This is a genomic window from Ferrimonas senticii DSM 18821 (assembly GCF_000422665.1).
GTDB lineage: Bacteria > Pseudomonadota > Gammaproteobacteria > Enterobacterales > Shewanellaceae > Ferrimonas > Ferrimonas senticii.
On the sequence record NZ_AUGM01000004.1, the window covers coordinates 28,384 to 54,415 of the forward strand.

At 55.7% G+C, this 26,032-nt stretch carries 23 protein-coding genes; 13 read left to right on the forward strand and 10 right to left on the reverse strand.

What is annotated here, in order from left to right; all coding sequences use genetic code 11:
• Positions 1 to 87: 87 nt before the first annotated feature.
• A complete protein-coding gene (gene ispB, locus G506_RS0103645; RefSeq protein WP_028115692.1) occupies positions 88 to 1,056 on the reverse strand; it encodes an octaprenyl diphosphate synthase in 969 nt (322 codons plus the stop codon).
• Positions 1,057 to 1,328: 272 nt separating this feature from the next.
• Between ispB and rplU the strand changes: the two genes are divergently transcribed.
• The 7 genes from rplU (at position 1,329) to G506_RS0103680 (ending at position 7,435) form a co-directional block, all read left to right on the forward strand.
• Positions 1,329 to 1,640: a 50S ribosomal protein L21 gene (gene rplU / locus G506_RS0103650; RefSeq protein WP_028115693.1), complete on the forward strand. Its 312-nt coding sequence runs from the start codon at positions 1,329 to 1,331 to the stop codon at positions 1,638 to 1,640.
• An 18-nt stretch (positions 1,641 to 1,658) separates the two neighbouring features.
• Positions 1,659 to 1,916, forward strand: a complete 258-nt coding sequence (gene rpmA, locus G506_RS0103655; protein ID WP_028115694.1) for a 50S ribosomal protein L27 — start codon at positions 1,659 to 1,661, stop codon at positions 1,914 to 1,916.
• Positions 1,917 to 2,078: 162 nt separating this feature from the next.
• Positions 2,079 to 3,242 (forward strand): Obg family GTPase CgtA, encoded by a 1,164-nt coding sequence (gene cgtA / locus G506_RS0103660; RefSeq protein WP_028115695.1) that lies wholly within the window; start codon positions 2,079 to 2,081, stop codon positions 3,240 to 3,242.
• Between the two features lie 259 nt (positions 3,243 to 3,501).
• Complete coding sequence (gene folA, locus G506_RS0103665; protein WP_028115696.1) at positions 3,502 to 3,996, forward strand: type 3 dihydrofolate reductase; 495 nt, start codon at positions 3,502 to 3,504, stop codon at positions 3,994 to 3,996.
• A gap of 143 nt (positions 3,997 to 4,139) precedes the next feature.
• Positions 4,140 to 5,762 (forward strand): methyl-accepting chemotaxis protein, encoded by a 1,623-nt coding sequence (locus tag G506_RS0103670; protein ID WP_084631146.1) that lies wholly within the window; start codon positions 4,140 to 4,142, stop codon positions 5,760 to 5,762.
• Between the two features lie 121 nt (positions 5,763 to 5,883).
• Positions 5,884 to 7,014, forward strand: a complete 1,131-nt coding sequence (locus G506_RS0103675) for a porin (RefSeq protein ID WP_156904781.1) — start codon at positions 5,884 to 5,886, stop codon at positions 7,012 to 7,014.
• 10 nt (positions 7,015 to 7,024) lie between these two features.
• On the forward strand, positions 7,025 to 7,435 hold the full coding sequence (locus G506_RS0103680; RefSeq protein WP_028115699.1) for a type 2 periplasmic-binding domain-containing protein: 411 nt from the start codon (positions 7,025 to 7,027) through the stop codon (positions 7,433 to 7,435).
• A gap of 63 nt (positions 7,436 to 7,498) precedes the next feature.
• On the opposite strand, the gene G506_RS18660 is transcribed toward G506_RS0103680, so the two are convergent.
• From G506_RS18660 to lptD, 6 genes are all read right to left on the reverse strand, one after another.
• Positions 7,499 to 8,359, reverse strand: a complete 861-nt coding sequence (locus G506_RS18660) for a symmetrical bis(5'-nucleosyl)-tetraphosphatase (RefSeq protein ID WP_051201880.1) — start codon at positions 8,357 to 8,359, stop codon at positions 7,499 to 7,501.
• Positions 8,360 to 8,374: 15 nt separating this feature from the next.
• Positions 8,375 to 8,734: a Co2+/Mg2+ efflux protein ApaG gene (gene apaG, locus G506_RS0103690; protein ID WP_028115700.1), complete on the reverse strand. Its 360-nt coding sequence runs from the start codon at positions 8,732 to 8,734 to the stop codon at positions 8,375 to 8,377.
• Positions 8,735 to 8,739: 5 nt separating this feature from the next.
• Positions 8,740 to 9,546, reverse strand: a complete 807-nt coding sequence (gene rsmA, locus G506_RS0103695; protein WP_028115701.1) for a 16S rRNA (adenine(1518)-N(6)/adenine(1519)-N(6))-dimethyltransferase RsmA — start codon at positions 9,544 to 9,546, stop codon at positions 8,740 to 8,742.
• On the reverse strand, positions 9,543 to 10,529 hold the full coding sequence (pdxA, locus tag G506_RS0103700) for a 4-hydroxythreonine-4-phosphate dehydrogenase PdxA (protein ID WP_028115702.1): 987 nt from the start codon (positions 10,527 to 10,529) through the stop codon (positions 9,543 to 9,545). Before pdxA ends, rsmA begins: the two co-directional genes overlap by 4 nt.
• Positions 10,526 to 11,797, reverse strand: a complete 1,272-nt coding sequence (gene surA / locus G506_RS0103705) for a peptidylprolyl isomerase SurA (RefSeq protein WP_028115703.1) — start codon at positions 11,795 to 11,797, stop codon at positions 10,526 to 10,528. The genes pdxA and surA overlap by 4 nt, the downstream gene beginning before the upstream one ends.
• Before the next feature lie 86 nt (positions 11,798 to 11,883).
• A complete protein-coding gene (gene lptD / locus G506_RS0103710; RefSeq protein ID WP_028115704.1) occupies positions 11,884 to 14,193 on the reverse strand; it encodes an LPS assembly protein LptD in 2,310 nt (769 codons plus the stop codon).
• Positions 14,194 to 14,354: 161 nt separating this feature from the next.
• On the opposite strand from lptD, the gene G506_RS18665 reads away from it, so the two are divergent.
• Genes G506_RS18665 through G506_RS0103730 form a run of 4 tightly spaced genes read left to right on the forward strand, consistent with a single transcriptional unit; the run spans position 14,355 to position 17,408 of the window.
• Positions 14,355 to 15,347 (forward strand): aminoglycoside phosphotransferase family protein, encoded by a 993-nt coding sequence (locus tag G506_RS18665; RefSeq protein WP_035387020.1) that lies wholly within the window; start codon positions 14,355 to 14,357, stop codon positions 15,345 to 15,347.
• Entirely contained in the window at positions 15,344 to 16,015 is a 672-nt protein-coding gene (gene murU / locus G506_RS0103720) for an N-acetylmuramate alpha-1-phosphate uridylyltransferase MurU (RefSeq protein ID WP_028115705.1), read from the forward strand. Before G506_RS18665 ends, murU begins: the two co-directional genes overlap by 4 nt.
• Positions 15,999 to 16,745 (forward strand): co-chaperone DjlA, encoded by a 747-nt coding sequence (djlA, locus tag G506_RS0103725; RefSeq protein ID WP_028115706.1) that lies wholly within the window; start codon positions 15,999 to 16,001, stop codon positions 16,743 to 16,745. Before murU ends, djlA begins: the two co-directional genes overlap by 17 nt.
• A gap of 24 nt (positions 16,746 to 16,769) precedes the next feature.
• Positions 16,770 to 17,408: an outer membrane beta-barrel protein gene (locus G506_RS0103730; protein WP_028115707.1), complete on the forward strand. Its 639-nt coding sequence runs from the start codon at positions 16,770 to 16,772 to the stop codon at positions 17,406 to 17,408.
• Positions 17,409 to 17,483: 75 nt separating this feature from the next.
• Here G506_RS0103730 and G506_RS18670 read toward each other — a convergent pair whose 3' ends face one another.
• The gene (locus G506_RS18670; protein ID WP_051201883.1) at positions 17,484 to 18,095 is read right to left on the reverse strand and encodes a class I SAM-dependent methyltransferase; all 612 of its coding nucleotides are present in this window, start codon (positions 18,093 to 18,095) and stop codon (positions 17,484 to 17,486) included.
• A 71-nt stretch (positions 18,096 to 18,166) separates the two neighbouring features.
• Between G506_RS18670 and G506_RS0103740 the strand changes: the two genes are divergently transcribed.
• Together G506_RS0103740 and G506_RS0103745 are read left to right on the forward strand one after the other, a co-directional pair.
• Positions 18,167 to 19,123, forward strand: coding sequence for a D-2-hydroxyacid dehydrogenase (locus G506_RS0103740; protein WP_035387022.1), 957 nt, complete (start codon positions 18,167 to 18,169; stop codon positions 19,121 to 19,123).
• An 82-nt stretch (positions 19,124 to 19,205) separates the two neighbouring features.
• Complete coding sequence (locus G506_RS0103745) at positions 19,206 to 21,158, forward strand: exoribonuclease II (protein ID WP_028115709.1); 1,953 nt, start codon at positions 19,206 to 19,208, stop codon at positions 21,156 to 21,158.
• A 194-nt stretch (positions 21,159 to 21,352) separates the two neighbouring features.
• Here G506_RS0103745 and mgtE read toward each other — a convergent pair whose 3' ends face one another.
• Both mgtE and rapA read right to left on the reverse strand, forming a co-directional pair.
• On the reverse strand, positions 21,353 to 22,702 hold the full coding sequence (gene mgtE / locus G506_RS0103750; protein WP_028115710.1) for a magnesium transporter: 1,350 nt from the start codon (positions 22,700 to 22,702) through the stop codon (positions 21,353 to 21,355).
• 277 nt (positions 22,703 to 22,979) lie between these two features.
• Entirely contained in the window at positions 22,980 to 25,871 is a 2,892-nt protein-coding gene (gene rapA, locus G506_RS0103755; RefSeq protein ID WP_028115711.1) for an RNA polymerase-associated protein RapA, read from the reverse strand.
• Positions 25,872 to 26,032 lie beyond the last annotated feature (161 nt).

Here is a 26,032-nt window from a genome sequence, read left to right on the forward strand (position 1 = left end):
AAAAAACGCCAGTAGAGCTAATCTGCTGGCGTTTTTTTATCTGGTTTTATCTGCCACTCGCTGGTGCCGGTGGCAACACGCTCTAGATTAGCTAGAGCGCTGCACGGCGATGTGAGCTAAGCCAATCAGCGCTTGCTTATAGTCGCTTTCTGGCAGGCAATCCAAGGCGGCAATCGCTTTGTTGGCTTCCTCTTCGGCACGCTGCATGGTGTATTCCAGAGAGCCCACTTGGTTGAGTGTGGCCACCACTGCATCGACTTCGTCGCAGCCACTGTTTTCAATGGCATCGCGGATCCGTTTGGCGTCGGCCTCTGACGCGTTAGCAATGGCGTGGATCAGCGGCAGGGTCGGTTTGCCCTCGGCCAGATCGTCGCCCAAATTTTTGCCCAGCTCTTCGGCATCGGCGGTGTAATCCAAGACGTCGTCGACCAATTGGAAGGCGGTGCCAAGGTAGCGACCGTAGTCACCCATAGCGGCACACATCGCCTCGTCGCAGCCTGCCATGACCGCTGGCAGGTGAGTGGCGGCTTCAAACAGACGCGCCGTCTTGCAGTAAATTACCTGCATGTAGCTTTCTTCGGTGGTATCGGCATCGTTGCAATTCATCAACTGCAGTACCTCACCCTCGGCCAACACGTTGGCGGCCGCCGACAGATCTTTCATGACGTAGTGTGAGCCCAGATCCACCGCCATTTGGAACGAACGGGAGTAGAGGAAATCTCCCACCAATACGCTGGCGCTGTTGCCGAATAAGGCATTGGCCGTCTCTCGACCGCGGCGCATGGTGGATTCGTCAACCACGTCGTCGTGCAGCAGGGTGGCGGTGTGGATAAATTCGATGATCGCCGCTAGCGTGGTGTGGCCATCACCTTGGTAATTTACTGCTCGGGCTGCCAATACCGCTAACAGTGGGCGCAGGCGTTTGCCGCCACCGCTGATGATGTAAAATGACAGTTGATTAATAAGCGCAACGTCGCTGTGCAGCTGTTGTTGGATGGTTTCGTTCACTTGCTGCATATCGTTGTTAGCAAGATCGCGGATGGCATTAAGATCCATAAAAAGTCCCAGATTTTGGCAGCCACAGCGACGTAGACTGTGTAAGGTTATTTGGTAAGCAGGCCGCATTTTACTGAAAAACTGTCGGTGAACCAGATTGTTTGCTTGGAACTTTAGGTCGCCTCCGCAAAAGGGGGGATCTTTTTCAAAAGCACGCTTGCCTGTTTCCTGTTCATGCCGTAGAATGCGCGCCCATTGTCATACAGTTTTAGTCACACTCTGAGTGCGCCAAATTTATGCGCCAAATCGGGGTGTGAAATACCGGAGTTTATATGTACGCGGTTTTCCAAAGCGGCGGTAAGCAACACCGAGTTGCTGAAGGCCAGACCCTGCGTCTGGAGAAGTTGGACGTTGAAACTGGCGCAACCATCGAATTCGATCAGGTTCTGCTGGTAGCTAACGGCGAAGAAGTTAAAGTTGGCGCTCCTCTGGTTGAGGGCGGCAAAGTTGTTGCTGAAGTGGTTTCTCACGGTCGTGCCGACAAGGTTAAGATCGTTAAGTTCCGTCGTCGTAAGCACAGCCGTAAGCAGATGGGCCACCGTCAGTGGTTCACTGAAGTTAAAATTACTGGCATCAACGCTTAATTCTAGGAGTTACGAGAAATGGCACACAAGAAAGCTGGTGGTTCTACCCGTAACGGTCGCGATTCAGAAGCTAAACGCCTAGGTGTTAAGCGCTTCGGCGGCGAGTCTGTTCTGGCAGGCAACATCATCGTTCGTCAACGTGGTACCAAGTTCCACGCTGGTGACAACGTAGGTTGCGGCAAAGACCACACCCTGTTTGCTACCGCAAACGGTAAGGTTCAGTTCGAAGTTAAAGGCAAGAACAACCGTAAATACGTAAGCATCATCGCTGAGTAATACGGCTTGCTAATCGAGCTAAAAAAGCCCCGCCTTGGCGGGGCTTTTTGCATAATGGGATATACTCTATCCATTACGTAAAAGAACCATATCGACAGCGTACTCATGACCGCGTGCAGTGACGGTCACGCGCGCTGCCGATATGGTTCGTAGGAACGAAAGATGAAGTTTGTAGATGAAGTTACCATCCGCGCTGAAGCGGGTGATGGCGGTAGCGGCGTAGTTAGCTTCCGTCGTGAAAAATACATCCCTAAGGGTGGCCCAGATGGTGGCGATGGCGGTGACGGTGGCGACGTATTTTTGGTTGCCGACGAAAACCTGAATACCCTGGTGGATTACCGCTTTGAACGTTGTCACCGCGCCTTGCGTGGCGAAAACGGTCACGGTGCTAACTGTACCGGTAAGCGTGGTGACGACAAGTTGCTGCCAGTGCCAGTAGGTACTCGCGCAATCGATGCCGACACCGGTGAGCAGATCGGCGATCTGACCTTCCACGGCCAGAAGTTGCTGATTGCCAAAGGCGGTTTCCACGGTCTGGGTAACGCCCGCTTTAAGAGCTCAGTAAACCGTACCCCACGGCAAAAGACTTTGGGTACCAAGGGCGAACACCGCGAAGTTAAGCTGGAGCTGTTGCTGCTGGCTGACGTTGGTCTGCTGGGTCTGCCAAACGCCGGTAAATCTACCTTTATTCGCAGTGTTTCTGCGGCTAAGCCAAAGGTGGCCGACTACCCATTTACTACTTTGGTGCCAAACCTGGGTGTAGTACGTACTGGCCCATCAGAAAGCTTTGTGATCGCTGATATTCCGGGTCTTATCGAGGGCGCTTCCGAAGGCGCAGGTCTGGGCATTCGCTTCTTGAAACACCTGGAGCGTTGTCGTCTGCTGCTGCACATCATCGACATGGCGCCATTTGATGAGTCCGATCCAGCCGAGGGCGCGATTGCGATCCTTAACGAGCTGGCCGAGTACTCGCCAAAGCTGTATGAAAAGCCACGTCTGCTGGTACTGAACAAGCTGGACTTAGTACCTGAAGATGAGCGTGAAGAGCGCATCAACGCCATCAAAGAGGCGCTGGAGTGGGACGAAGAAGTGGCCACTATTTCTGCTATCTCGAAAACGGGTACCGAGCAGTTGGCTCGTGATATCCAGCGCATCATCAATGAGATGCCAGAGGATGAGCAGGAAGAAGAAGGCGAGCAGGAAGTCTCCTTCAAGTGGGAACATCACCACGCTGAACAGATGAAGCATGTTGTTGTTGAAGACGACGAAGATTGGGATGACTGGGACGAAGACGACTACGACGTCGAAGTGGTTTACCAGAAGTAATACCAACCAAACTGATTGTGTGGTTGCTACTGCTAGCCTAAACCGTTCCATTCTGTGTTGTTCAACTTACTGTTAGAACCCGCTAGCAGTCGCGTTGAACGCCTTGATTGAAACGGTTTAATCTGCGCATTAGTCTGCTCACACCACCAGTATGGCTGGCATAAGATCATGAATTAGCTCTGAAATACGAGCTGGTTTATGCGAAAGTAGGGCGCCCCAATTGGGGCGCCCTTTTTTGTTTAGCGTAGGGAACCTGACGATGAAGCTAGCGATGATCGCTTGTATGGCCGCCAACCGAGTGATCGGCAAAGATAACCAGATGCCGTGGCACCTACCGGCGGATCTGGCCCACTTTAAGGCTACCACCCTGGGTAAGCCGGTGGTGATGGGGCGCAAGACCTATGAGTCGATTGGCCGACCGCTACCGGGGCGGCATAACATTGTGATTACTCGCCAAAGCGATTATCAAGTTGAAGGTATCACCGTGGTGCCTTCAATTGCCGCAGCGATGGCCGCTGCTGGCGAGGTTGAAGAGCTAATGGTGATTGGTGGCGGTCAACTGTATAACACGCTACTGCCGCAAGCCGACCGTCTCTATCTAACCTTGGTCGATGCCGAACTTGATGGCGATACCTACTTTCCGGCATGGCAGCCAGCGCAGTGGCAAGAGGTAAGCAGCGAAGTTCGTTTGGCGGATGACCGCAACCCTTATTCGATGCGCTTTGTTTGCTTGCAGCGGCTGTCAAAAGATTGACGATTTGCTGCCGATTTGGTTTTTTTTGGTTGTTCAGTGTCGCCAGATGATCCAAATCAAGGACGATTAAACTAGCCCGTCGGCCGTTGCCAGTTTGTGATAAATAAGTGCCGTATATATCGAAAATGCCATGGAGATAGGCGATGCGGATGACTATGAGCATTAGGGCAAAGATTGCCCTAATGACCGCGATGGCGATGGGTGTGCTGGCGGTGTTGTCGTCGGTGACTTGGCTGGCGTTAGAACGTAATAGCCAAGCGGTGATTCAGATCCAGACGGTAGAATACCCAGGGTTGCAGGCGGCCAGTTTGACCGAGATGCGCATGCAGCAGGCGGCAGAGCGCTTTGATGTGGCGGTATCCACCGGTGATGCGGAGCTGCTGCAGGCCAATCAACAGTTGCTGGAACAGATCCAAGGTAACATCCGCCAACAACAACAGTTGGTCGGCGAAGCTGAATCCGAGCAGTTGCAACTGCTACTAACGCGGATCGAAAGCTATTTTAGCAACGCTAACCAGCTGGCGGCCTCGTTGATTGCCGGTACCGCAGACTTTGCGCTGATTGGCACCAAAGCGCAGCAAAATGCCAGTTTGCTGGAGGGGATCCAGGCGCAGTTAGCAGGGCAGTATCAGCAGCAAACCAGCCGGTTTGAGCAGACCGTCAGCGAACTGGAGCAGCAAAATGCCAGCAGTGCCCAAGGGGTGTTGATCGCTTGTATTGCCACCGCTGGGGTGATTTTGGTGCTGGGGATTGGGTTGGCGCAGACCACCCGCCACAACCTCGCCGTGGTCACCGCCAAGCTGCAAGCGATTGCTAGCGGCGATGGTGATCTGACCGCCCATATTGATTACCAGCGCAATGATGAAATTGCGCCATTGGTGGCACACATCAATCAGTTTATTGGCACCTTGCATGGCAATATCAAAGCCATTGTCGATAACACCCACAGCCTCGAGCAGGTCTCGCAGTCGTTGCAGCAGGGTAATCAGGCGACCTTAGTGGCCTCTCAACAACAATTGGATGGCATCGATGAGGTGGCGCTGGCGGTGTCACAGATGTCCAGCGCCGCGCAAGAGATTGCTGGCAATGCCAACGATACAGCGCAAGCGATGGAAGCGGCCGCAAGCCTGTCGCAACAGGGCAATCAGTTTGTTCACCAAACCATAGAAGCGATGCATCTGCTGGTCACCGACGTGCAGCAGGTGTCTGCCGTGGTCGATACCTTGAATCGCAGCACTCGCGATGCTGAATCAATCCTTGATGCCATCAATGCCATTGCCGAACAGACCAATCTATTAGCCCTGAATGCCGCAATTGAAGCGGCTCGTGCTGGCGAGCAAGGGCGCGGCTTTGCCGTGGTGGCCGATGAGGTGCGCACGCTTGCGTCGCGCACCCAAAGTTCGACCAAGGAGATCCAGCAGGTGTTGGCGCAACTGCAGCAGCAAGCTGATGCGGCGATGACCATCATCAACGGCAGTGTCAGCAGTGCTGAGCAGTGCACAGCGCAAAGCGCGCAAGCGGAGCAAGCGCTGCAACAGGTGCAGCGTAATGTCGCCGACGTTGCCGATCGTAATGCGCGCATCGCCACTGCCACTGAGGAACAAGGGCAAAGCACCCAACAGATCGATCATCATCTACAGCAACTCAGTGCGATGGCGCGTAATACGGCCGACAACATCGACGCCGTCGACAAAGCGGTCGGTACTATTGGCCAAATCGGAGGGCAACTGGCGGCGGTGACCAGCCAATTTAAGATCAACGGCTAACTACGAAACGGATTTCAATTAAACCAACTTGATTCAATCGGTGGTCAAGCTAGTGCGGCTTTTGCCTGCAGCAGCTATCAAACGTTGAGTTAAATTGGTGGTTCAAGCAAAGGAAGCAACAATGATAACAAAGAGCGTAATAGCAGCAGCGGTGTGTGCCTCGCTGTGCTCCGCAGCGGCCAGCGCGGCCAGTCTGGATAATTTGAAAATCAGTGGCTACGGCACTGTCGGCATTGGCATTGCCAGTAATGATGCCGGCTACGCCGATTACGACAGTGACATCGCCGCGAATCCCGACAGCAAAGTGGGTTTGCAATTTGATTTCGCGGTTAATGATCGGGTTAATTTCACCACTCAGTTGGTGGCTAAGGGCAAATACGATTTCGAGCCCGATATTGAAGTGGCTTACGTCAGTTATGACGCGGAATTGTTGACCGTGCGCGCCGGTAAGTTACGAGCGCCAATCTTCATGTACTCCGATTACGTTGATATCGGTTACAGCTACCCAATGCTGCGACCTTCGGAAGAGGTCTACGGCGGCCTCGATGTAAATACCATCACTGGCTTAGATCTGTTGTTACCACTGGAACTTGGCAATACCAACCTGTTGCTGCAAACCTCGTTTGGTAACACCTACGTCCGTGAAGAGGAGTCTCAATTCGGCAAAGTGGATGTCGATAATGTTATCGGTGTTGCCGCCAACTGGTACGTAGGCGATTGGACTTTCCGCGCCTCGTACACCCAAGGTACTTTGGGCTGGAGCCAACCGGGAATGACTGGCATAACTGAAGTCGACCGGCTCAACGCGGCGATTCACGCTTTATTAGATGGACAAGACACCTCATTTACCTCTTTGGGTCTGCAATACAACGATGGGGTGTGGTTGCTGAATGCTGAGGCGATGCGCCATATCGCCGATGGCGAATACTGGGACAGCGACGGCGTATCGGTGCTGCTTGGCCGCCAATTTGGCAGCGTAACCCCGTACATCGCTGCCGGTTGGACCGAGACCACCGACGATGACAAACGTGCTAATCCGACCATATTCCAAGGCGAGCTTGCTGATTATCAACGGTTATCTTATTCCGTTGGCGCTCGTTGGGATTTGATGCGTAATGTCGCGCTAAAAGCCGATCTTACCTACGCCGATTACCAAGATACCTTTGGTGGCGTAAATGCCAATACTGATGGTGCGACTATCTTTGAAGATGACACCGTCGTCTACACCGTTGCGGTTGATTTCGTATTTTAAGGAGTAAGTGATGAACAAGGTTATTGGTGCCGCATTGCTTGCACTGTTTACGTCGTTACCGGCGCTGGCTGGGGTGGTGGTGATTGGTCACTCAGAGGGCGCGGCCACCATCGATAAAGAGACGGTTACCAAGCTGTTTTTGGGAAAGACGACTCGGTTTAATGGCGCCACCGTGAAACTGTTTGAGCTCAGCGAAGGCAGCAGTGAGCGACAGGCATTCCATGCCGCCACCACCGGTCGCAGCGATGCTCAATTGCAGTCCAACTGGTCACGGCTAGTGTTCAGCGGTAAGGCGCAGGCGCCAGTGGTGCAAGAGGATGCCGCGGCAATGATTAGCGCCGTTGCCGGTACCCCCAATGCCATTGGTTATGTCGATGAAGCGGCGGTCAGCGATGACGTAAAAGTGCTGCTGAAGCTGTAAAACGATTGCCGTTAAGATAAAAAATGCCCCGCAGGTAATTCTGCGGGGCGTTTTTTTGTTGGTTTACAACTGCTGCTGTTCTACCGTGCCGCCACCGGCGGGGATCAGGTATTTGGCGTTGTGTTCGGCGTGCCAGATGCACAGATGCCCACCCCAGCAACAGCCCATATCCAGCCCCAGTGCATTGGCGTGGTTGGTTTGCCCCAGCAGGGCTGCCCAGTGACCAAACACCAGACGGTGCTGTGGCAGGGTTTGATGATTGGGGTAGGTAAACCATGGAATGTTGTCGCTGCTGGTTGGCTCTGCCATTTGCGGAGAGGTTTTATCCTCAAATTCCAAGCTGCCGTCCGGCCGCAGGTAGCGCATCCGGGTAAAGGCGTTGACGGTAAACGTGGCGCGCTCATACAGCGGCGCGTGTGGATCGTCGCTATCGGGCTTGTCGCCGTACATTTGCTGGCAAAAATCGAGGTAGTCATCGCCGCGCAAGATTGCTGCAGCTTCCGCAGCGCGGCTGCGAGCGATGGCTAAGTCCCACTGCGGTGGCAGACCGGCGTGGGTCATCACCACATTGTGCTGTGAGCATTCGCGCAGCAGCGGTTGTTGCCGTAGCCAGTGGATCAGCTCGGGCAGATCGGTGGCTGCCAGTAACGCTTCCTGCCGGTCGCGGCGGCTGCCTTTTTTCAGGCCTGCGGCAACGCAGAACAGGTGCAAGTCGTGGTTACCTAGGACAACCTTGGCGTGTTCACCTAACGACTTTAAGTAGCGCAAGGTGGCGAGGGAGTCGGGGCCGCGGGAGATAAGATCGCCGCACACCCAAAGATAATCACGAGTTGGCTCGAAGTTGAGATGACTCAGCAGCTGTTGCAGTTCCAGCAGACAGCCTTGGATATCACCGACAAACAGGTTTTGAACGGAGTTGGACATCAAGTAGCAGAGGCTCTAGTGCAATGCGCCGGGCTGGCACAGTTGGAATGGGGCGATGGGAGAGTTAAAGGCGCCGTTGGCACCAGTAAGCTGGTAGTGGCCTTGCATCAGCCCAATCGGGGTTTCCAGTACCACCGCACTGCGGTAGCTGAAGCTGTCATTGGCGGCAATGGTCGGGGTTTGCCCGACCACGCCAACGCCATCGACTTCGGTCTGTTTGCCGTTGCCGTCGGTGATCAGCCAGTAGCGCCGTTGCAGGGTAACGGGCTGATCAAAGTCGTTGTGGATCTCAATCTGGTAGTGGAACACATACTGCCCTTGTGCCGGCTCAGAGTGCTCTGGCTGATACTCGGTGGCGATTGAGATCCGCAGCATCGGGGTTAGCCCTTGCGACGACTGATGTGGTTCGCCATCGCTACGAACTCTGGCACGCTGATGTTTTCCGGACGCAGAGTTGGGTCGATCCCCAGTTCGGCGAACTCCTCGTCGTTCAGCTGACCTTTGAGGTTGTTGCGCAGGGTCTTACGGCGCATCGCAAACGCGGAAGCCACCAGTTTTTCCAGCTGACGAATGTCATCCGCCGGGTATGGTTTGACTTCGTGTGGCACCAAGCGAACCACCGCAGAGTCCACTTTTGGCGGCGGAGTAAAGCAGCCTGGTGGTACTTCCAGTACTGGCATGGTTTTGCAGTAGTACTGCGCCATTACGGTTAGGCGACCGTAGTTCTTATGGCCAGGGCCAGCACACAGACGCTCTACCACCTCTTTTTGCAGCATAAAGTGCATGCTGGCCATGTTGTCCACGGTTTCAAACAGGTGGAACATCAGTGGGGTGGAGATGTTGTACGGCAGGTTGCCGAACACCTTCATCTTTTTGCCTTCTTCCGCCAGCGAACTGAAGTCGAACTTCAAGGCGTCGCCTTCGTGGATCACCAGACGGGTGCCCCAACGTGGCTGGTGGCGCAGGCGTTCGGCCAAGTCGCGGTCCAACTCGACCACGTTCAGGCGTTCTACCTGTTCCGCCACTGGCTGGGTTAGGGCGCCAAGGCCAGGGCCGATCTCGACCAAGGTGTGGTTGTTGTCTGGGCTGATGGCACCGACGATGCGATCGATGACGTTCATGTCATGCAGGAAGTTTTGCCCAAACCGCTTACGGGCGCGGTGCCCCATGTGAATGTTATTGCTCATGAATGTTGATTGCTCGCTAGCTCGATGGCTTTGCGTAAGGCGACCTTCAGACTGCCTGCGTCGGCTTGGCCTGTGCCAGCCAAGTCGAGGGCGGTACCGTGGTCGACGGAAGTACGGATAAAGGGCAGTCCCAGCGTGATATTCAGCGACTGGCCAAAGCCTTTGTATTTTAGCACCGGAAGCCCCTGATCATGGTACATCGCCAGCACCGCGTCGGCGTGGTCGAGGTATTTCGGTTGGAACAGGGTATCCGCGGGTAGCGGTCCGGTTAGCAACATTCCTTCGCTGCGCAGGGCGTTCAGAGTCGGTTCGATGATGTCGATCTCTTCGCGCCCTAAGTGGCCGCCCTCACCAGCGTGAGGGTTAAGGCCGCACACCAAGATCCGCGGTTGCTGGCAGGCAAACTTGCGCTGCAGATCGTGGTGCAGAATTCGGATCACTTTTTCCAGCCGCTCTGGGGTGATCGCCTTGGCAACGTAGGCCAAGGGGATATGGGTGGTCACGAGTGCCACCTGTAGCCCTTCGGTGGCCAACATCATCACCACATCCTGACACCCTGCCTGTTGGGCAAAGTATTCGGTATGGCCAGAAAACGGCACTCCGGCTTGGTTGATGATCCCTTTGTGGACCGGACCGGTCACCACCGCGGCAAATTCGCCACTTAGGTTGCGTTCGCTGGCAAAGCGCAGGGTTTCCACCACATAAGCGGCGTTGGCTTCGTCTAATTGGCCGACGTTGCAAGGTGCCGCTAGCGCCGTTGGCGCGATAGTCAGGGTACCGGCTTGCTGCGGCCGTGGCGCCTGACTGGGCTGGTAGGGTTGCAGTGTTAACGGCAACCCAAGCTGCTTCGCCCGCTGGCTCAGCAGCTCTGGATCGGCGCACACCACTAGCTCAACCGGCCACGCTTGTTGGGCAATTTGCACCGCCAAGTCCGGTCCGATCCCCGCAGGTTCACCTGGGGTGAGCGCAATCCGAATGGTCATGAGCGCTTGTCGAGCAACTCGATGTAAGCGCCAGCGCGCATCTCGTTCTGCCAAGCCTGAGATTGCTCAGCGGCTTTGCGGCGGAACAGCAGCTGGTAGGCGCGATCGGTGTTCATGCTTTCGGTGGCATCACTGGTGCGCTTATCCAACACTTGTACCACGTGCCAGCCATGGCTAGAGCGAAATGGCTGCGACGTTTGCCCTGGGGCTAAACGATTGATGGTGTCTCGGAACTCCGGCACGTACATGTTGGGATCGGCCCAGCCCAGATCGCCGCCACGGGTGGCCGAACCAGGATCGTCAGAGTGTTGCTCTGCCAGATCGGCAAACTCCGCGGCGCCGCTGTTAACCTGCTCGATAAACTCCAGCAGCATCTGTTGCGCCATATCTTCCGAGAGGATCGGCGATGGCTTTAACAGGATGTGGCGCGAGTTGACCTCGGCCACCTCTTGGGTTTCGATGCCGCGGGTGTCGAAGATCTTAACGATATGGAAGCCGTTAGCGCCTTTAATTGGACCGATGATGTCACCGGCTTTGGCGTCGGTTACCACTTCGGCAAACAGGGTTGGCATGGCGTTGACGTTCATGTAACCCCAATCGCCCCCTTCCAGCGCCTTCGGCCCGGATGACGCCGCTAGGGCGGTGTTCTTGAAGTCAGCACCGTCGTTAAGCATCTGCAGCACCTTGTCGGCGCGAGTACGGGCGGCATTTTCGTCGTTGCCAAAGTCGATCAGAATGTGGCCGACATGGAACTCGGCGCTCTGCAGGCCCTGCTCTTTAATCAGGCTCACTAAGGTGTCGATCTCTTGTGGGGAGATCTGCACCCGGCGCTGCACTTGAATGCGTTGTACCTGACCGATGGTGATCTCGCGCCGCACCTGCTCGCGATAAGCGGTGTAGTTGCCGCCTTGGGATTCGATGGTTTGGCGTAACTGCGCCAGAGTCTGTCCCTGTTCGCTGGCCATGTTGGTTAGGGTTTGATCTAGCTGGATATCGCTGATCACCATCCCCATCCGCTCGGCCATCTGCAGTTGCAGTGATTCATTGATAAGGCGATCAATCACTTGAGCGCGCAGCGCGCTGTCGGATGGCAGCTGTTGCCCGGCTTGCAGAGCGTTGCGCTTAACGCTCTCTAACCGTTCGCCAATCTCGCTTTCTAAAATGATGCCGTCGTTTACCAGCACCGCCACATGATCCAGCGGTTGCGGGGCAGACCACGCCAGCATAGGCATCAGCACGGCGGCAATTAGGGTATGTCGAAGCTTCATTGTTATATCCATCCTGGCTCGCCGGTTGTGGCGAGGTGATTAGCTGTCACGTTATCGGTTGCCGTTTTGACTGCGGCGGCCGCCAATTAGTTTCCGGTATACTGGGTTTTGCGGTAGCTAAAGCGCCCTTCATCGCGCATATCTGCAACCCCTAGCGGACCAGTGGAACCTAAGCCTTTCAACATAAAGTTGAAGCGAAAGCCCTGATCAAATTCGTTGGAGACCCGAATTGAGTCGTAGGTCTCACCGGTAAAGTCGGTTTGCAACTCATTGTAGTAAGCCACCTGAATCGCCCAACAGCAGGATTCGTATTGGATTCCCGCGAGCGACTCAATTGAGCGACTCAAGTTGGTATCGTAGTAGTAGTTACCGAACATGTAGATGTCTTGTGCCAGTGGCCAAGTCATCCGCAGGCCGACTTGATTGATATCGACGGGAACACCATTTACGTCATCACCCAGATTGGCGACGTAGCGATGAGACAACTGCAGTGAGCGATTATCGTCCATCTGATAGTTGAGTAACACCTCTGACTTGTTCAGTTCGCCGTTTTCGCTGTCAAATTGCAGTGACGCGTGGGTGTACCAAAAGCGGTCGATCTGCCACTGCGCTTCAGCAGCAATGGCCGAGGTTCCAGCTTGTTCAGTGGTGCTTTCCGCGCCGTCAACCGGAATGGTCACTTGGGTGTCGTCAAAGTAGAAGATCTGCCCCAGTGCCACGCTGGCGATCTCGTGCTGGCCTGCGTCAAACAGCCGCGAGGCGACCCCAACGGTTAACTGATTGGCGTCAGCGATCCGGTCCAGACCGGAGTAGCGGCGATCACGGAATAAGCCAAGGTAATCATCTTGCAAGCGGCCGGTATCATACAGGGCGATGTTGTCCTGATCTTCATAAGGCACAAACAAATACTGGAACTGTGGTTCCAACGTTTGCCGGAACTGCTGCTGACCCAATTCGAACTTGCGATCAAAGTTGATTTGGCCATGAACGCGCATCTGCGGGATAAAACGACTGACCGATTCATCCAAACCTAGGTAATCGTTGTTGTCCGTAGTGGTCGGAATATCTTGCTGATAGAAGGTTTGCATCAGTTTGACTTCCGAAGTCAAACTGCCCGCCGGACGGACGATTGGCAACGACAGCGTTGGTTCGAAGTGCCAACGAGTAGCCGATAGCTGGTCGCTGTCGGGGTGTTCAAACCGAGTTAACTCACTATTTAAGTCAAAATGCAGGCCGTACGGCAACTGGTGCTGAAAGTAGTTAAAGTCGACCGCCGGCATTATCCGATACGGTTGCTCTAAATCCCCCAGAACATCGATATGGTGGGCGGTAAAGGTAACGTTCCAATTGCTTTCAAAGTACGCCAATTGCCCCTTAGCGCTGATCTGATTATCAGAGGCGCTTTGTACATCGCTGGTGATATCGGTGAAGTAGTTATCATCACTGATGTTGGTGTAATCGGCGTACAGTCGCCAATTTTTGTTCAATTTGCCGGAGTGCTTAAAGTGCACCAAATAGCGATCGTTGACCTCATCGGCTTCGGCTAATTTGTCGTTACCTAGATATTCCAGATGCAGTTGGCCTTGACCCCAAGGTTGCAAATAACGCCCCATACCACGAACCGCGGTGCCACGCTTTGTCATCACTTGGGTAGTCAGGGTCGCATCCAAGTTAGGAGCGATGTTCCAGTAGTACGGCTGAATGTAGTCAAAGCCATTTTTAGAACCGCTGCTAAAGCTAGGAAAAAGGAAGCCAGTCTTGCGTTTATCGGTGATCGGGACGGTCATATACGGCACATAGAATATCGGTGTGCCAAACACTTCGACTTTGGCGTGCCAGATCTCACCCCATTCGGTTTCGCTGTCGATCTCGACCGATTTAGCTCGCAACGCCCATTCCGGATTGTCACTGGAGCAGGTGGTAAAGCTAGTGTCAAACAGCGAAATATCCTTATTTTCCTGCAACAGGATTTGCTCTGCGCTTCCGTGTACCTGCTTGCCATTTAACCAATAGTCGGCGCGACTCAGCTCAGCCTTTTCGGTGCCGGAATCCGCCGCCAGATCGGTGGCCACAATGGTGACATCCGGATCTTGGTAGATCAGACCACCTTCGGCAGTGATGGTTTCGGTTTGCTGGTCGATAGTGGCGCGATCGGTGCTGATCTGGCGATGGCCTTGGATCAGTTTGACGTTGCCCTCAAATACTGCGGTTTGGCCGCTGTAGGCTTCACTGCGATCGGCACGGATGCGGATCTCGGGATCGCTGGCATTGCCGCTAAATTGTGGCGCTTCGATGCCCTCAGGCAGTGACACAACACACTGGCTGTCGTCGATGGTGGTTGCTGCCCAAGCGGCAAACGGGCTACAACTGAAGGCTAAAATCAGGGAAAAACGCATGGGGTCCCAAATAGTCAAGCATCGGCGGCTGCCGTGATTTACGTCAGCCAAAATAAGAGCCTAAGTGGCTTTTGTCGACAATTCCACAGTGGTTACATGGTCGTGGAAAAACTTCGGTATGATAAAGCAATTTTGACCATTCGACCATGTTAGGGACCGGCATGACCGTAGACCCAAGAGCACAACAATTACACCGTTGGCTCGAACAACAGTGGCAACAAACATTGCCGCCACCTGAGCCGATTTTCGCCGATGCTAGCTTCCGGCGTTATTTCCGTTATCAGCGCGATGGCCGCAGTGAAATTGCCATGGATGCGCCGCCGCATTTAGAGGATTGCCGACCATTCGTAGCGGTCACCAACGCCTGTGCCGCGCAGGGGTTGCCGGTACCCACCATCTTGGCACAAGACCTAGAACAGGGTTTTTTGGTACTGAATGATCTTGGTGACACCCACTTTTACAAGATGCTAAGCCGTGCCGATGTGGGGTGTTGGTATCGCAAAGCGTTGGCGCTGCAACCGCATTTTTGCCGGTTAACCACAACCGAACTTGGACCGTTGCCGGCGTACGATGCGGCGATGCTCGATTTTGAGCTGGAACTGCTACCGCAATGGTTTGCCGGCGAGCATCTGCAGATTGAACTGCCAGCCGAGGCGTGGCAACAAGCGAAACAGGCGTTGTTGGCTAACGCCGCCGCACAGCCGCAAGTGGGGGTACATCGAGATTTTCACAGCCGCAACCTGATGGTGGTTGGCGGCAATCTGGCGCTGATCGACTATCAGGGGGCGGTGCTGGGACCGATCACCTACGACCTCGTTTCACTCTTACGGGATTGTTATTGGCGGATGGATCAGAAACTGCTGACCGAACTGGTGGCCGAGCAGCATCAAACCCTGATCAAAGCAGGCCTTGTGGATGCTGAAGTGTCGTTGGCCCAGTTTACCCGCTGGTTTGACTTAACCGGTTTGCAACGTCACCTCAAGGTGCTGGGGATCTTTGCTCGGCTGCACCACCGCGATGGCAAATCGGGCTATTTGGCGGATCTGCCTCGGGTGCTGCAATACGCGGTTGAGGTAGCCTTGCGCTATCCGGAAACCCAAGCGTTAGGTCAGTGGTTGGCTGAGCAACAGCAGCGACTGGAGTCACAGCAATGAAAGCGATGATTTTAGCCGCTGGTCGTGGTGAGCGGATGCGGCCGCTGACCGACACCACCCCAAAGCCATTAATTCGCCTGTGTGGTAAGCCGTTAATTGAGTACCACCTTGAAGCGCTGGCGCAAGCGGGCTTTACCGAGGTGGTGGTCAACCAAGGCCACTTAGGCGAGCAACTGCCACAGCAGTTGGGTGATGGCAGCCGCTTTGGTCTAGAAATCCATTACAGTGATGAGCGCCCTGATGCCCTGGAAACCGGCGGTGGCATTGCCAAAGCGCTGCCACTATTGGGAAATGATCCATTTTTGCTAATTAACGGCGACGTTTATTGCCCACATCCGTGGCAACAAGTGTCGTTGCCGCAGGGTAAACTGGCCCATCTGTTGTTGGTCGCCAACCCGGCTCATAACCTGAGCGGTGACTTTCATTTGAGTGAGGGGCTAGTCGCCAATGAGGGCGACAACCGCTTAACCTACAGCGGCTGTGCGCTGCTGCACCCGTTATTGTTTGAGGGTTGCCCAGAGGGGCATTTCCCGCTGGCGCCACTGCTACGACAGGCCGCCGCTAATGGCTTGGTCAGTGGCCAGCAGATTACAACGCATTGGTGTGATGTTGGCACCGTGCAACGCTTAACCGAGTTGGAGAACACGCTCAATGCGCATTTGGGGTAAGGTGATTGGCGCTGCCATTGGCTGGTTTATCAGTAAAGGCTCGGTGTTTGGGCTGTTGATTGGGGCTTACTTGGGCCATCGTTTTATCGATGCCAGAGGCAAACGGAAACGGGCCAATCCATTCTTTCACACCACTTTTGCGGTGATGGGTCATATCGCCAAGAGCACCGGCCAGGTAACCTCGGAAGATATCGCCTTGGCATCGCAGTTGATGGATCAGTTAGGGCTGCGCGGCAGCGCTCGTGAAGCGGCACAACGGGCCTATCGCGAAGGTAAAGCCAGTGATTACCCAATCCATCAGCGGCTAAAACAGTTGGGCTTGGCGCTGAAGTTCCGTCGCGACTTGGCGATGATGTTTGTCGAGATCCAGATTGTGGTGGCGCTGGCGGATGGCAGCATTCAGCCGCCAGAGATGCGTTTGCTGCAGATGGTGGCGCACGAACTGGGCTTTAGCCGCGATCAACTGGAGCAGATGATTGCCCGCGCTAAAGGAGGCCAGCATGGCCAGCAGCAGGGGATGAACCTAAAAGATGCGTGTCAGATCTTAGGGGTTAGCGAACAGGACGATATTCGCACCATCAAGCGCGCCTATCGTAAGCTGATGTCGCAACACCATCCGGACAAACTGGCCAGCCAAGGCTTGCCGCCAGAGATGGCTAAAGTAGCGCAAGAGAAAAGCCAACAGATCCAAGCGGCTTGGGAGTTTATCAAGGCGCGCAAAGAGGGCTAGTTACCCTAGTACAAGGAGAGTCAGATGAAGTTGCTCAGGATGTTGAGTGTGTCATTGGTGGCGTTACTGACGGCGCCTCTGGTGCAAGCGGAATCACGTTGGTTTGTGGCGCCGATGTATGGCGCCTCTTTTGGTGGTGATCTCGAGGTCACCAGCAAATTACCGGATCAAGAGCGCACCGATGTGGGTGACTTGGAGATCGACGACGACAGCCATGTTGGCCTGATGATCGGCATGGAAACCCCCGATCCCGGCAACGTTTATCTGCTCTATAGCACTCAATCGACCCGCTTTAAGGAGGGCAGCATTGCTCCCTCTAACGGCGTTGACGTTGATGTTAGCTACTACCATTTTGGCGGCAGCTTATACTTCCCGCGGGGTGATTTGGAGCCCTACCTCAGCGCCAGTATCGGTGCGACGCACCTGAAACCCAGTGGCAATTACTCCGACGAGTTGGCGTTTTCTTTAGGGTTGGCACTAGGGGCTCGCTATATGCCGCTGGAAAATCTTGGGCTGTATGCTGAGTTGCGCGGCTTCTATACCGGCTATGACAGCTCGACCAAACTGGTTTGCCCGGACAGCGATGGCAATTGCACTCTGCGGATTGAGTCCAACGGCTTCTTTCAGGGGCAGGCCAGCATCGGCGTGGTAGTGCGGTTTTAGCCGATAACGGCTGGTCGTTAGCAGTTGTCAGTCATTAGTTGTCAGTTAGAAGTTAAAAACTAACCGCGGGCGTTGTTATGCCACGCGGTGCAGGGCAACGCTGGCAGGCTGATAACGTAATCGCTGCCAACCTAAGCCGCTGGTAAACCGGCGGCTTCCCTCTAACCGCCATCCATGTTGTTGCCATACCTGAATAAATTGCTGCTGGTCAAAGCGGTCATGTTGCGGATGTTGCAATACCCGCTTCCACAGCGGGTGGCAGATCAGGCTGCGAAACACCTCCATCGAATAAAAACGGGCACCGGGCTTGGCGACCCGGGTCAACTCTTTGATTGCCCGCCGCCAATCTGGGACGTGATGGATCACCCCAAAGGCGAATAGACCGTCAAACTGATTGTCTGCCAACGGCAGTTGGCTGCAGTCGGCCTGCAGATACCGCTGCGACGGATGGCGTTGTTGCGCTCGTTTTAACATGGCCGGATCCAGATCCAATCCAAGCACTTTCTGGGCGCCGAACTGCTGTTTGATCAACCCGCTACCAACGCCCTGACCGACCCCGATCTCTAACGCGTATTCAATCGGTAACTCGGTCCCCATCGCTTGCAGCATCGGCGTTTCGATGTGAGTTTGAATGGCCGCCCGCAGCGGATTGTTTAGCGCCAGTTTCTCAATCAGATTTAGTTTCATGATGATTTGCCGCGATACTATGTGTGGTTGTCTACTTGGATAACCTGCAATCGGTTTACTTTGGAGTGTATATGGCCGCAATCGTGGTGCTAGATGGGCAAACCCTAAATCCTGGCGATCTGAGCTGGCAGGGGCTAGACGACCTCGGCAGCGTCGCAGTGTATGACAACTGTGACGCCAGTGAGCTGCTTGAACGCGCTGCCGATGCCGAAATCGTATTAACCAACAAGGTGGTGCTGGGCGAGGCTGAATTGGCTCAGTTGCCGAAGTTGAAGTACATCGGGGTGACCGCCACCGGCGTTAACGTGGTTGATCTAAACGCCGCCCAGCGCTGCGGGATCGTGGTGACCAACGTGCCAGCTTATGGCCCGGAATCGGTGGCGCAGATGGCGCTGGCGCATCTGCTGAATTTTGCCAGTGCGGTGCAGCAGCATCATCAAGCGGTGCAACAAGGGCAGTGGCTTCGCAGCAGCCAATTCTGCTTTTGGAATAGCCCATTGATGGGATTGGCGGGTAAAACCTTTGGGGTGATGGGCTTTGGCGCCATCGGCCAAGCGGCGGCGCGGATGGCTCGCGGCTTTAATATGAACATTCTGGTTAGCACCCGCAGCCCGATTGCCGACCTGCCGCAGGGCTATCGCTGGGTGTCGCAAGCGCAACTGTTTGCCGAAGCTGATGTGGTCAGCCTGCACTGTCCGCAAACCGCCGAAAATACTCAGTTCGTTAACGCGGCACTGTTGGCGACCATGAAGCCAACAGCCCTGCTGATTAATACATCCCGGGGCGGTCTGGTGCAGGAAGCGGATCTGGCCGATGCCCTGAAGCGTGGGGTGATTGCCGGTGCCGGTTTGGATGTGCTGTCGAGCGAGCCTCCGCAAGCGGATAACCCGCTGCTGAGCGCGCCCAATTGCACCATCACCCCGCACAATGCCTGGGCGACCATCGAGGCGCGGCAGAACTTATTGAACATTGCCGTGGCCAATGTGGCCGCCTACCTCAATGGTCAGCCGCAAAACTGCGTTGCTTGAGAGGATCGGCATCATTGCCATGTCAGCCTGATGCCGTACAATCCTCACCTTAATTTTTACGCCCACCAGCGAGAGTCCCTCAATGTTTCAGAACAATCCGCTGCTGCTGCAATTAAAAGCGCAGATCCGCGAAACCCTGCCCACCGTTGAGGGGCAGATCAAGGCCACCGCCAAAGGTTATGGCTTTCTGGAGACCGATAAAGGCGAAAGTCACTTTATTGCGCCGCCAATGATGAAAAAGGTGCTGCACGGCGATCGCGTTAAAGCGGTACTGCGCACCGAAGGTGACAAGACTTCCGCTGAGCCAGAGGAGCTTGTGGAAGCCGGTCTGGATCGTTTTATTGCGCGGGTGCAGTGGTTTAAAGGCCGCATCAATGTGGTGCCGGATCACCCGATGATCCGCATCGGGCTGCGGGCTCGGGTTAAGAAGAACATCGATGAGCAGTCACTGAAAGATGGCGACTATGTAGTGGCGCATCTGAAGCGTCACCCGCTTCGTCCTGACGACAACAGCTTTATCGCTGAGATCAGCGAGTTTGTTGCCGCGACTGACGATCCGCACGTGCCATGGTGGGTGATTCTGGCGAAGCATGAGTTGGCGAAAGTGGAACCTGAAGGCCCAGCGGATTGGAGTTTAGATAACAGCGACCGTCGCGATCTGACCGCGCTGCCGTTTGTCACCATCGATGGTGAGTCCACCAAAGATATGGACGACGCGCTGTACATCGAAGCCACCGACAATGGTTGGCGCCTAACCGTGGCGATTGCCGATCCAACCGCCTACGTGCGTCCGGGCGATGACGTTGACCAAGAGGCGTTTAAGCGCTGTCTGACCCAATATCTGCCGGGTTACAACGTGCCGATGCTGCCGCGTCAGTTGGCGGACGAGCTGTGCTCACTGGTGGAGGGCGAGGATCGTCCAGCATTGTGTGCCCACATCGATATCGCCGCCAATGGCGAACTGCAGCCAAATGCCGAGTTCTTCCTGGCCACCATCCGCTCGCAGGGCAAACTGGTGTACGACCACGTCTCCGATTTCTTGGATGGGGTTGAGGGCGGTTGGCAGCCAGCCAACGAGGTGATTGCGGCCCAAGTAACCCAATTGCACGCCATCGCCAATGCCCGCACCGCCTGGCGTAAAGAGAATGCGCTGGTGTTCCCAGATCGTCCAGACTACCGCTTTGAGGTGGACGACAACGGCAATGTGCTGAACATCCACGTCGATCATCGCCGTACCGCCAACCGCATCGTTGAAGAGTGCATGATCGTTGCTAACGCCGCCTGTGCGGAACGTTTGGCGGCAACCGTCGGCCAAGGGGTGTTTAACGCCCACGCCGGTCTCGATAGCGAGCGGGTCGGTAAGGTGATTGAGCTGCTGGCGGAGCATCATCTGAGCTTCGATGCCGAGCAACTGCAAACTCTGGGTGGCTACTGCGCCCTGCGCCGGGTGCTCGACAAGCAGGACAGCGGCTACTTGGATGCCCGCATTCGTAAGCTGCAAGCCTTTGCCGAAGTGGCAGGCACCGCGATGCCGCACTTTGGTATGGGTTTGGAAGGGTACGCCACGTGGACCTCACCAATTCGTAAGTACAGCGACATGGTTAACCACCGTCTGCTAAAAGCGATGGTTGCAGGGCAAGAGCCAAGCCAAAATGTCGATGAAGCGCTGCTGCTGCAACTGGCGAAGATGCGCAAACTGCACCGGATGTGTGAACGTCACGTGGGTGATTGGTTGTACGCCCGCTACCTCAAAGCGGAGCAGGGCAGCAAGACCGAATTTACCGGTGAGGTGATCGACATCAACCGTGGCGGCGCTCGTGTTCGTCTGCTGGAAAATGGCGCGGCGGCGTTTATCCCTGCCAGCCTGTTGTCGGTGGCCAAAGAGCGCTTGGCGATCGATGGCGATGCCGCGATTGCCCGCTTCGACAGCGAGATCGCTCTGCGTCTGGCCGACATCATCAAAGTTACCATCGGTGATGTTGATGTCGATCAGCGCAGCGTGACCGCCTTGCCGGTGACGCCGCTGGGGGCGTAATCGCCAAGTTCAGAAACAACAAGAGCAGCCCTAGGGCTGCTCTTTTTTTGTTAAGCGAGTTATCAGTTGGCAGTTAGCTGTTAGAAGTTGTTAGTTGGTAGTTAATAGTGATTAGTAAGAGCCAAAGCCAGAGCGGCGACGTTGGCGCTACTGCTGAGCTACTAATCACTAAAAACTGCGCTTCGCTGCGGTGTTTACACCGACAGTCCCAGCACCCAAGCGGCAAAGCCGAGGTAGATCACCATCCCGGTGGCATCGACGATGGTGGTTACCAGCGGGCCGGAGGCGGTGGCCGGATCGAGGTTGATCTTGGACAGCAAGAACGGCAGCGACAGGCCGATCAGCGAGCCGACCATCACCACGCAGATCATTGCGGCGGTAACGACAATGGCGATCTCCTCGCCACCGCGGAACCAGCCAAGGCCAGCGACCACCGCGCCCATGGTCAGACCCAGTGCACCAGCCACCACCACTTCGCGGCCGAGTACCCCAAACCAGTCTTTCAGTTCCACTTCACCGGTGGCCAGTGCCCGCACCATCAGTGCTGCGGCCTGTGAACCGGCGTTACCGCCCGCGCCCACCAACAGTGGCATAAAGAACACCAAGGCGACGTTGGCTTCAATCACATGCTCGAAATGGGCGATGCCGGCACCGGAGAGCAGCGAGCCAAACACCAGCAAGATCAGCCAACCAATACGTTTGCGGTACAGCTCCCACTTGCCGACCTTATCCATGGTGGTTTCCAGCGCCGATACTGAACCGGCTTTCTGGGCATCTTCGGTGGCTTCGGCCACCACCGCGTCCATGGCGTCATCGTAGGTACAGATCCCGACTAAGCGGTCAGCGCTGTCGACCACCGGCAGTGCCAGCAAGTCGTAGTGGCGGATCTTGTCGGAAACTTCTTCCTGATCGTCATCGACCCGCACATACAGCACCTCGGTGAGCATGATGTCGGCCACTAGGCTTTCTGGGTTAGAGAGGATCAACTCGCGCAGCGAGATGGTACCGACCAAGTGGCGATCGCCGTCGATCACGTAGGTTTGGTAGATGGTCTCTTTGTCTGGCGCTTCCAACCGCAGTCGTTGCAGGGCTTTGCGTACCGGCCAGTGACTGCGCAAGGTGGCGTAGTCCGAGGTCATCATCGCCCCGGCGGTTTTCTCTGGGTAGGACGCCAGGCGGCGTACGTCTTCCCGCTCCGCTTGCGCCAAGCCCGGCAGCAGCGCTTGCTGTTGCTCTGGCGACAGTTGGTTAAACAGATCCGCCCGCTCGTCCGATTCCATCTGCGAGAACAGCGCCGCCAGTTCATTGCGCGGCATGCCCTCGGCGATGTCCGCTTGTTTTTGCGGATCGAGATAGGCGAAGACTTCGGCGTGATCGCGAAGTGACAGCAGATCCAGCAGCTTGGCCGCTACTGGTGCATCGAATTCATCCACGGCCAGCGCAAAGTCGGCCGCGTGCATTTGGTCCAGCTCAGCACGGATGGCGTGCTTGTCGCTGACAGCGAGAGCGTCGCTGAGGGTGGCAAAAAGTTCAGCCTTTTGCATGGTCCACCTCCGAATACGGAAACAGAGCCAGCGGGGAGGCGATCCCCATCAGATATGGACTCTGTTTACCGTGAGTAATTGTTGCACGGTTCGTTTAATTGTTCCCACCTGGGACTGGGAATAGGGTCCATACTGACCTCGAAAATAGTAATTTCGCCGCGATTTTAGGCGCTTAGCAAGCAGGGTGCAAGCCTCATTCCGATGACAAAATGTGATTAACGCCGATACAAAAACGCCCAGCCTAATTAGGCTGGGCGTGGCTAGCGTTTAGCTTGGATTACTGTGGGGTCACCACGATCAGGCGGATCGCATCCAACTGAATTTGAGCGCGATTTAGATGGGCCTTAACCATGCTCATCTGTTCGCGGATGGCGTCCAGTTCGCTGTCACGGATGTTTGGGTTAACCGCTTTCAGCGCTTGCATCCGCTCCAGTTCCGCGCCCAGTTCGTCGTTCATCTTCTGCTCGGCGGCGCCTACCAGTTCAGCCAGTTGCTGTGCCACTTGGCCTTCGGCGGCGGCGATCAGCGGGTGCAGCACCGCTTGCGAGGCAGACACCAACTTCGAGCCAACGTGACGGTTGATTGGCACCAACTGATTGTTGAAAGAGTGGAAGTCGATGTTCTTACCCAGATCCTTACCGGTTTTGTCCATCAGCATGCGAATTGGGGTTGGCGGCAAGAAGCGGCCAATCTGCACTTCGGCTGGGGCAATGGCTTCGGCAACGTAGATCAGCTCCAAGAAGATGGTGCCGGCTGGCAGCGCCTTGTTTTTCAGCAGCGATACGCCGGTACAGCCGGTTTCAGAGCTGGTGATCAGATCGATACCGGCAGCCACCATCGGGTGCGCTGGGGTGATGAACTGGAAGTCATCGCGGGACAGGGCGGTGTCACGATCGAAGGTGATCGAGCAGCCATCTTCCGGCAGCCCCGGATAGCTTGGGTACAGCATCTGCTCGGTTGGGCGCAGCACCACCGCGTTTTCACCGCGATCGTCCTGATGCACGCCAATCACATCCCACAGCTTCAACATAAAGCTGATGAAGTCGGTGTCGTCGTCGGCCTTCTGCAGCTGCGCCACCAGCTCTTGCGCTTGGTCGCCGCCGTTGGAGTTGATCTCCAGCAGACGGTCACGACCGGCTTCTAGCGCCGCTTTGTGCTCGGCGGCGCGGGCGGCGGTTTGCTCGATCAGTGGATCAAGGCCGTCGATGTTGCCGGCCAGTACTGAAATCAGTTGCTCACCAAACTCGTCGTACAGCAGGTGACCGCCTTGGCAGTTGTGCTCAAACGCGTCCATGCCGCGATCGAACCAATCCAGCAGGTGCTGCTGGGCGCTGTCTTTGATGTACGGCACGTGGATCTGCACATCTTGGGTCTGACCGATACGGTCCAGACGGCCGATGCGCTGTTCCAGCAGATCAGGGTTTTGTGGCAGATCGAACATCACCAGCTGATGGGCGAACTGGAAGTTACGACCTTCAGAGCCAATCTCGGAACAGATCATCACCTGCGCACCACCTTCACTTTGGGCAAAGTAAGCGGCGGTTTTATCACGCTCAAGAATCGACATCCCCTCGTGGAACACCCCGGCTTGAATGCCTTCGCGGGTGCGCAGCGCTTCTTCCAGCTGCAGCGCGGTGTTGGCCTGTGAGGCGATCACCAGCACTTTCTTAGAGCGGTTGGCTTTTAAGAACTCCAGCAGCCAGTTAACGCGGCTGTCGAATTGCCACCAGCTGGAACCGCCCTTGTCGCCTTCAAACTGCTGGTACAGTTTTTCTGGGTAAAGGTTGTTGATGATCTGCTGTTCGGTGGTCTTAGCGCCGCCAAACATGTTGGAGACTTTCACCGCAGTGGCGTACTGGCTTGGCAGTTCCACTTCGTGGCGATGCAGTTGACGGGCGGTAAAGCCTTTAACGCCAGCGCGGGTGTTACGGAACAGCATCCGGCCGGTGCCGTGACGGTCCAGTAGCTCTTTTAGCAGCTTGGCGCGAGCGACGTTATCGCCAGCGGCAATCGCGGCCAATGGTGCACTAATGTCTTGAGCTGGCAGTAGCGCCACCAATGCGGCGTTCTCCGCTTCGGTCAGGGTGCGCTGTTCCAGCAACGCTTCGGCGGCGTCTGCTACTGGCTGGTATTCCTGTTCCTCTTTTAGGAACGCTTCGTAATCGTAGAAACGATCGGAATCGAGTAGGCGCAGACGGGCGAAGTGGCTCTGGTGACCGAGCTGATCTGGGGTTGCCGTCAGCAGCAGTACCCCAGGTACTTCCTCGGCCAGCTCTTCGACAATCTGGTAGGCGCGGCTTGGTTTGTCTTCGCTCCACTCCAGATGGTGCGCTTCATCGACCACCAGCAGATCCCAGTTGGCATCCAGCGCTTGTTCAAAACGCTTCTTCTTGCGCAGCAGATCCAGTGAGCAGATCACCAACTGTTCGGTATCAAACGGGTTGTCGCTGTCGGCGTAGGCTTCGATGCAACGCTCTTCATCAAACAGGGCGAAGCGCAGGTTAAAGCGGCGCAGCATCTCGACCAGCCACTGGTGCTGCAGGTTCTCTGGCACCAGAATCAGCACCCGCTCGACGCGGCCGCTCAGCAGTTGCTGATGGATGATGTGGCCGGCTTCGATGGTTTTGCCCAGACCCACTTCATCGGCCAGCAGTACTCGCGGGGCGTGACGCTGACCCACTTCGTTGGCGATGTACAGCTGGTGCGGGATCAAACCGGCGCGTGGGCCTTGCAGGGCGCGCAGCGAGTTTTGCTGCATGGCGTGGCGCTGCTGCTGACACAGGTAACGGGTAACGAAGTACTCCATCCGGTCAATCTGGCCGGCGAACAGGCGATCTTGCGGCTTGTTAAAGCGGATCTGATGGTCCAGCAGAGTCTCGCGCAGGCTAACGGCCTCACCATCTTCCTGTTTGCTGCCGTGATAGGTCAGCAGCCCATTTTGTTCTTCCACTTCGCTGATGGTCATACGCCAGCCTTCGTGGCTGGTGATCTCATCCCCTGGGTTGAACACCACTCGGGTCAATGGCGCTTCTTGGATGGCGAACAGGCGGGTTTCGCCGGTGGCAGGGAATAGCACGGTTACCATGCGGCCTTCGATGGCCACAACAGTGCCGAGGCCAAGATCTGATTCGGTGTCGCTGATCCAGCGTTGACCTAAAGCAAAGGACATATCGGGGAGAACTCCTGATGGCGAGTGGCTGGCAAAAAAAGGCGCGTATCTTACCCAAAAAATGGCGGCCATTCATCTGCTTATTCGGCCAAAACCGTTGATTGCTGCGGCAACGGTTATTGTGGCATGTTGAGATAGTAGTGGGACGTTGCTGCTGCCCC

Bases quoted from the DNA above. Each gene is read 5' to 3' on its own strand.
- ispB (WP_028115692.1), bottom strand. From the start codon at position 1,056: ATGGATCTTAATGCCATCCGCGATCTTGCTAACAACGATATGCAGCAA.
- rplU (WP_028115693.1), top strand. From the start codon at position 1,329: ATGTACGCGGTTTTCCAAAGCGGCGGTAAGCAACACCGAGTTGCTGAA.
- rpmA (WP_028115694.1), top strand. From the start codon at position 1,659: ATGGCACACAAGAAAGCTGGTGGTTCTACCCGTAACGGTCGCGATTCA.
- cgtA (WP_028115695.1), top strand. From the start codon at position 2,079: ATGAAGTTTGTAGATGAAGTTACCATCCGCGCTGAAGCGGGTGATGGC.
- folA (WP_028115696.1), top strand. From the start codon at position 3,502: ATGAAGCTAGCGATGATCGCTTGTATGGCCGCCAACCGAGTGATCGGC.
- G506_RS0103670 (WP_084631146.1), top strand. From the start codon at position 4,140: ATGCGGATGACTATGAGCATTAGGGCAAAGATTGCCCTAATGACCGCG.
- G506_RS0103675 (WP_156904781.1), top strand. From the start codon at position 5,884: ATGATAACAAAGAGCGTAATAGCAGCAGCGGTGTGTGCCTCGCTGTGC.
- G506_RS0103680 (WP_028115699.1), top strand. From the start codon at position 7,025: ATGAACAAGGTTATTGGTGCCGCATTGCTTGCACTGTTTACGTCGTTA.
- G506_RS18660 (WP_051201880.1), bottom strand. From the start codon at position 8,359: ATGTCCAACTCCGTTCAAAACCTGTTTGTCGGTGATATCCAAGGCTGT.
- apaG (WP_028115700.1), bottom strand. From the start codon at position 8,734: ATGCTGCGGATCTCAATCGCCACCGAGTATCAGCCAGAGCACTCTGAG.
- rsmA (WP_028115701.1), bottom strand. From the start codon at position 9,546: ATGAGCAATAACATTCACATGGGGCACCGCGCCCGTAAGCGGTTTGGG.
- pdxA (WP_028115702.1), bottom strand. From the start codon at position 10,529: ATGACCATTCGGATTGCGCTCACCCCAGGTGAACCTGCGGGGATCGGA.
- surA (WP_028115703.1), bottom strand. From the start codon at position 11,797: ATGAAGCTTCGACATACCCTAATTGCCGCCGTGCTGATGCCTATGCTG.
- lptD (WP_028115704.1), bottom strand. From the start codon at position 14,193: ATGCGTTTTTCCCTGATTTTAGCCTTCAGTTGTAGCCCGTTTGCCGCT.
- G506_RS18665 (WP_035387020.1), top strand. From the start codon at position 14,355: ATGACCGTAGACCCAAGAGCACAACAATTACACCGTTGGCTCGAACAA.
- murU (WP_028115705.1), top strand. From the start codon at position 15,344: ATGAAAGCGATGATTTTAGCCGCTGGTCGTGGTGAGCGGATGCGGCCG.
- djlA (WP_028115706.1), top strand. From the start codon at position 15,999: ATGCGCATTTGGGGTAAGGTGATTGGCGCTGCCATTGGCTGGTTTATC.
- G506_RS0103730 (WP_028115707.1), top strand. From the start codon at position 16,770: ATGAAGTTGCTCAGGATGTTGAGTGTGTCATTGGTGGCGTTACTGACG.
- G506_RS18670 (WP_051201883.1), bottom strand. From the start codon at position 18,095: ATGAAACTAAATCTGATTGAGAAACTGGCGCTAAACAATCCGCTGCGG.
- G506_RS0103740 (WP_035387022.1), top strand. From the start codon at position 18,167: ATGGCCGCAATCGTGGTGCTAGATGGGCAAACCCTAAATCCTGGCGAT.
- G506_RS0103745 (WP_028115709.1), top strand. From the start codon at position 19,206: ATGTTTCAGAACAATCCGCTGCTGCTGCAATTAAAAGCGCAGATCCGC.
- mgtE (WP_028115710.1), bottom strand. From the start codon at position 22,702: ATGCAAAAGGCTGAACTTTTTGCCACCCTCAGCGACGCTCTCGCTGTC.
- rapA (WP_028115711.1), bottom strand. From the start codon at position 25,871: ATGTCCTTTGCTTTAGGTCAACGCTGGATCAGCGACACCGAATCAGAT.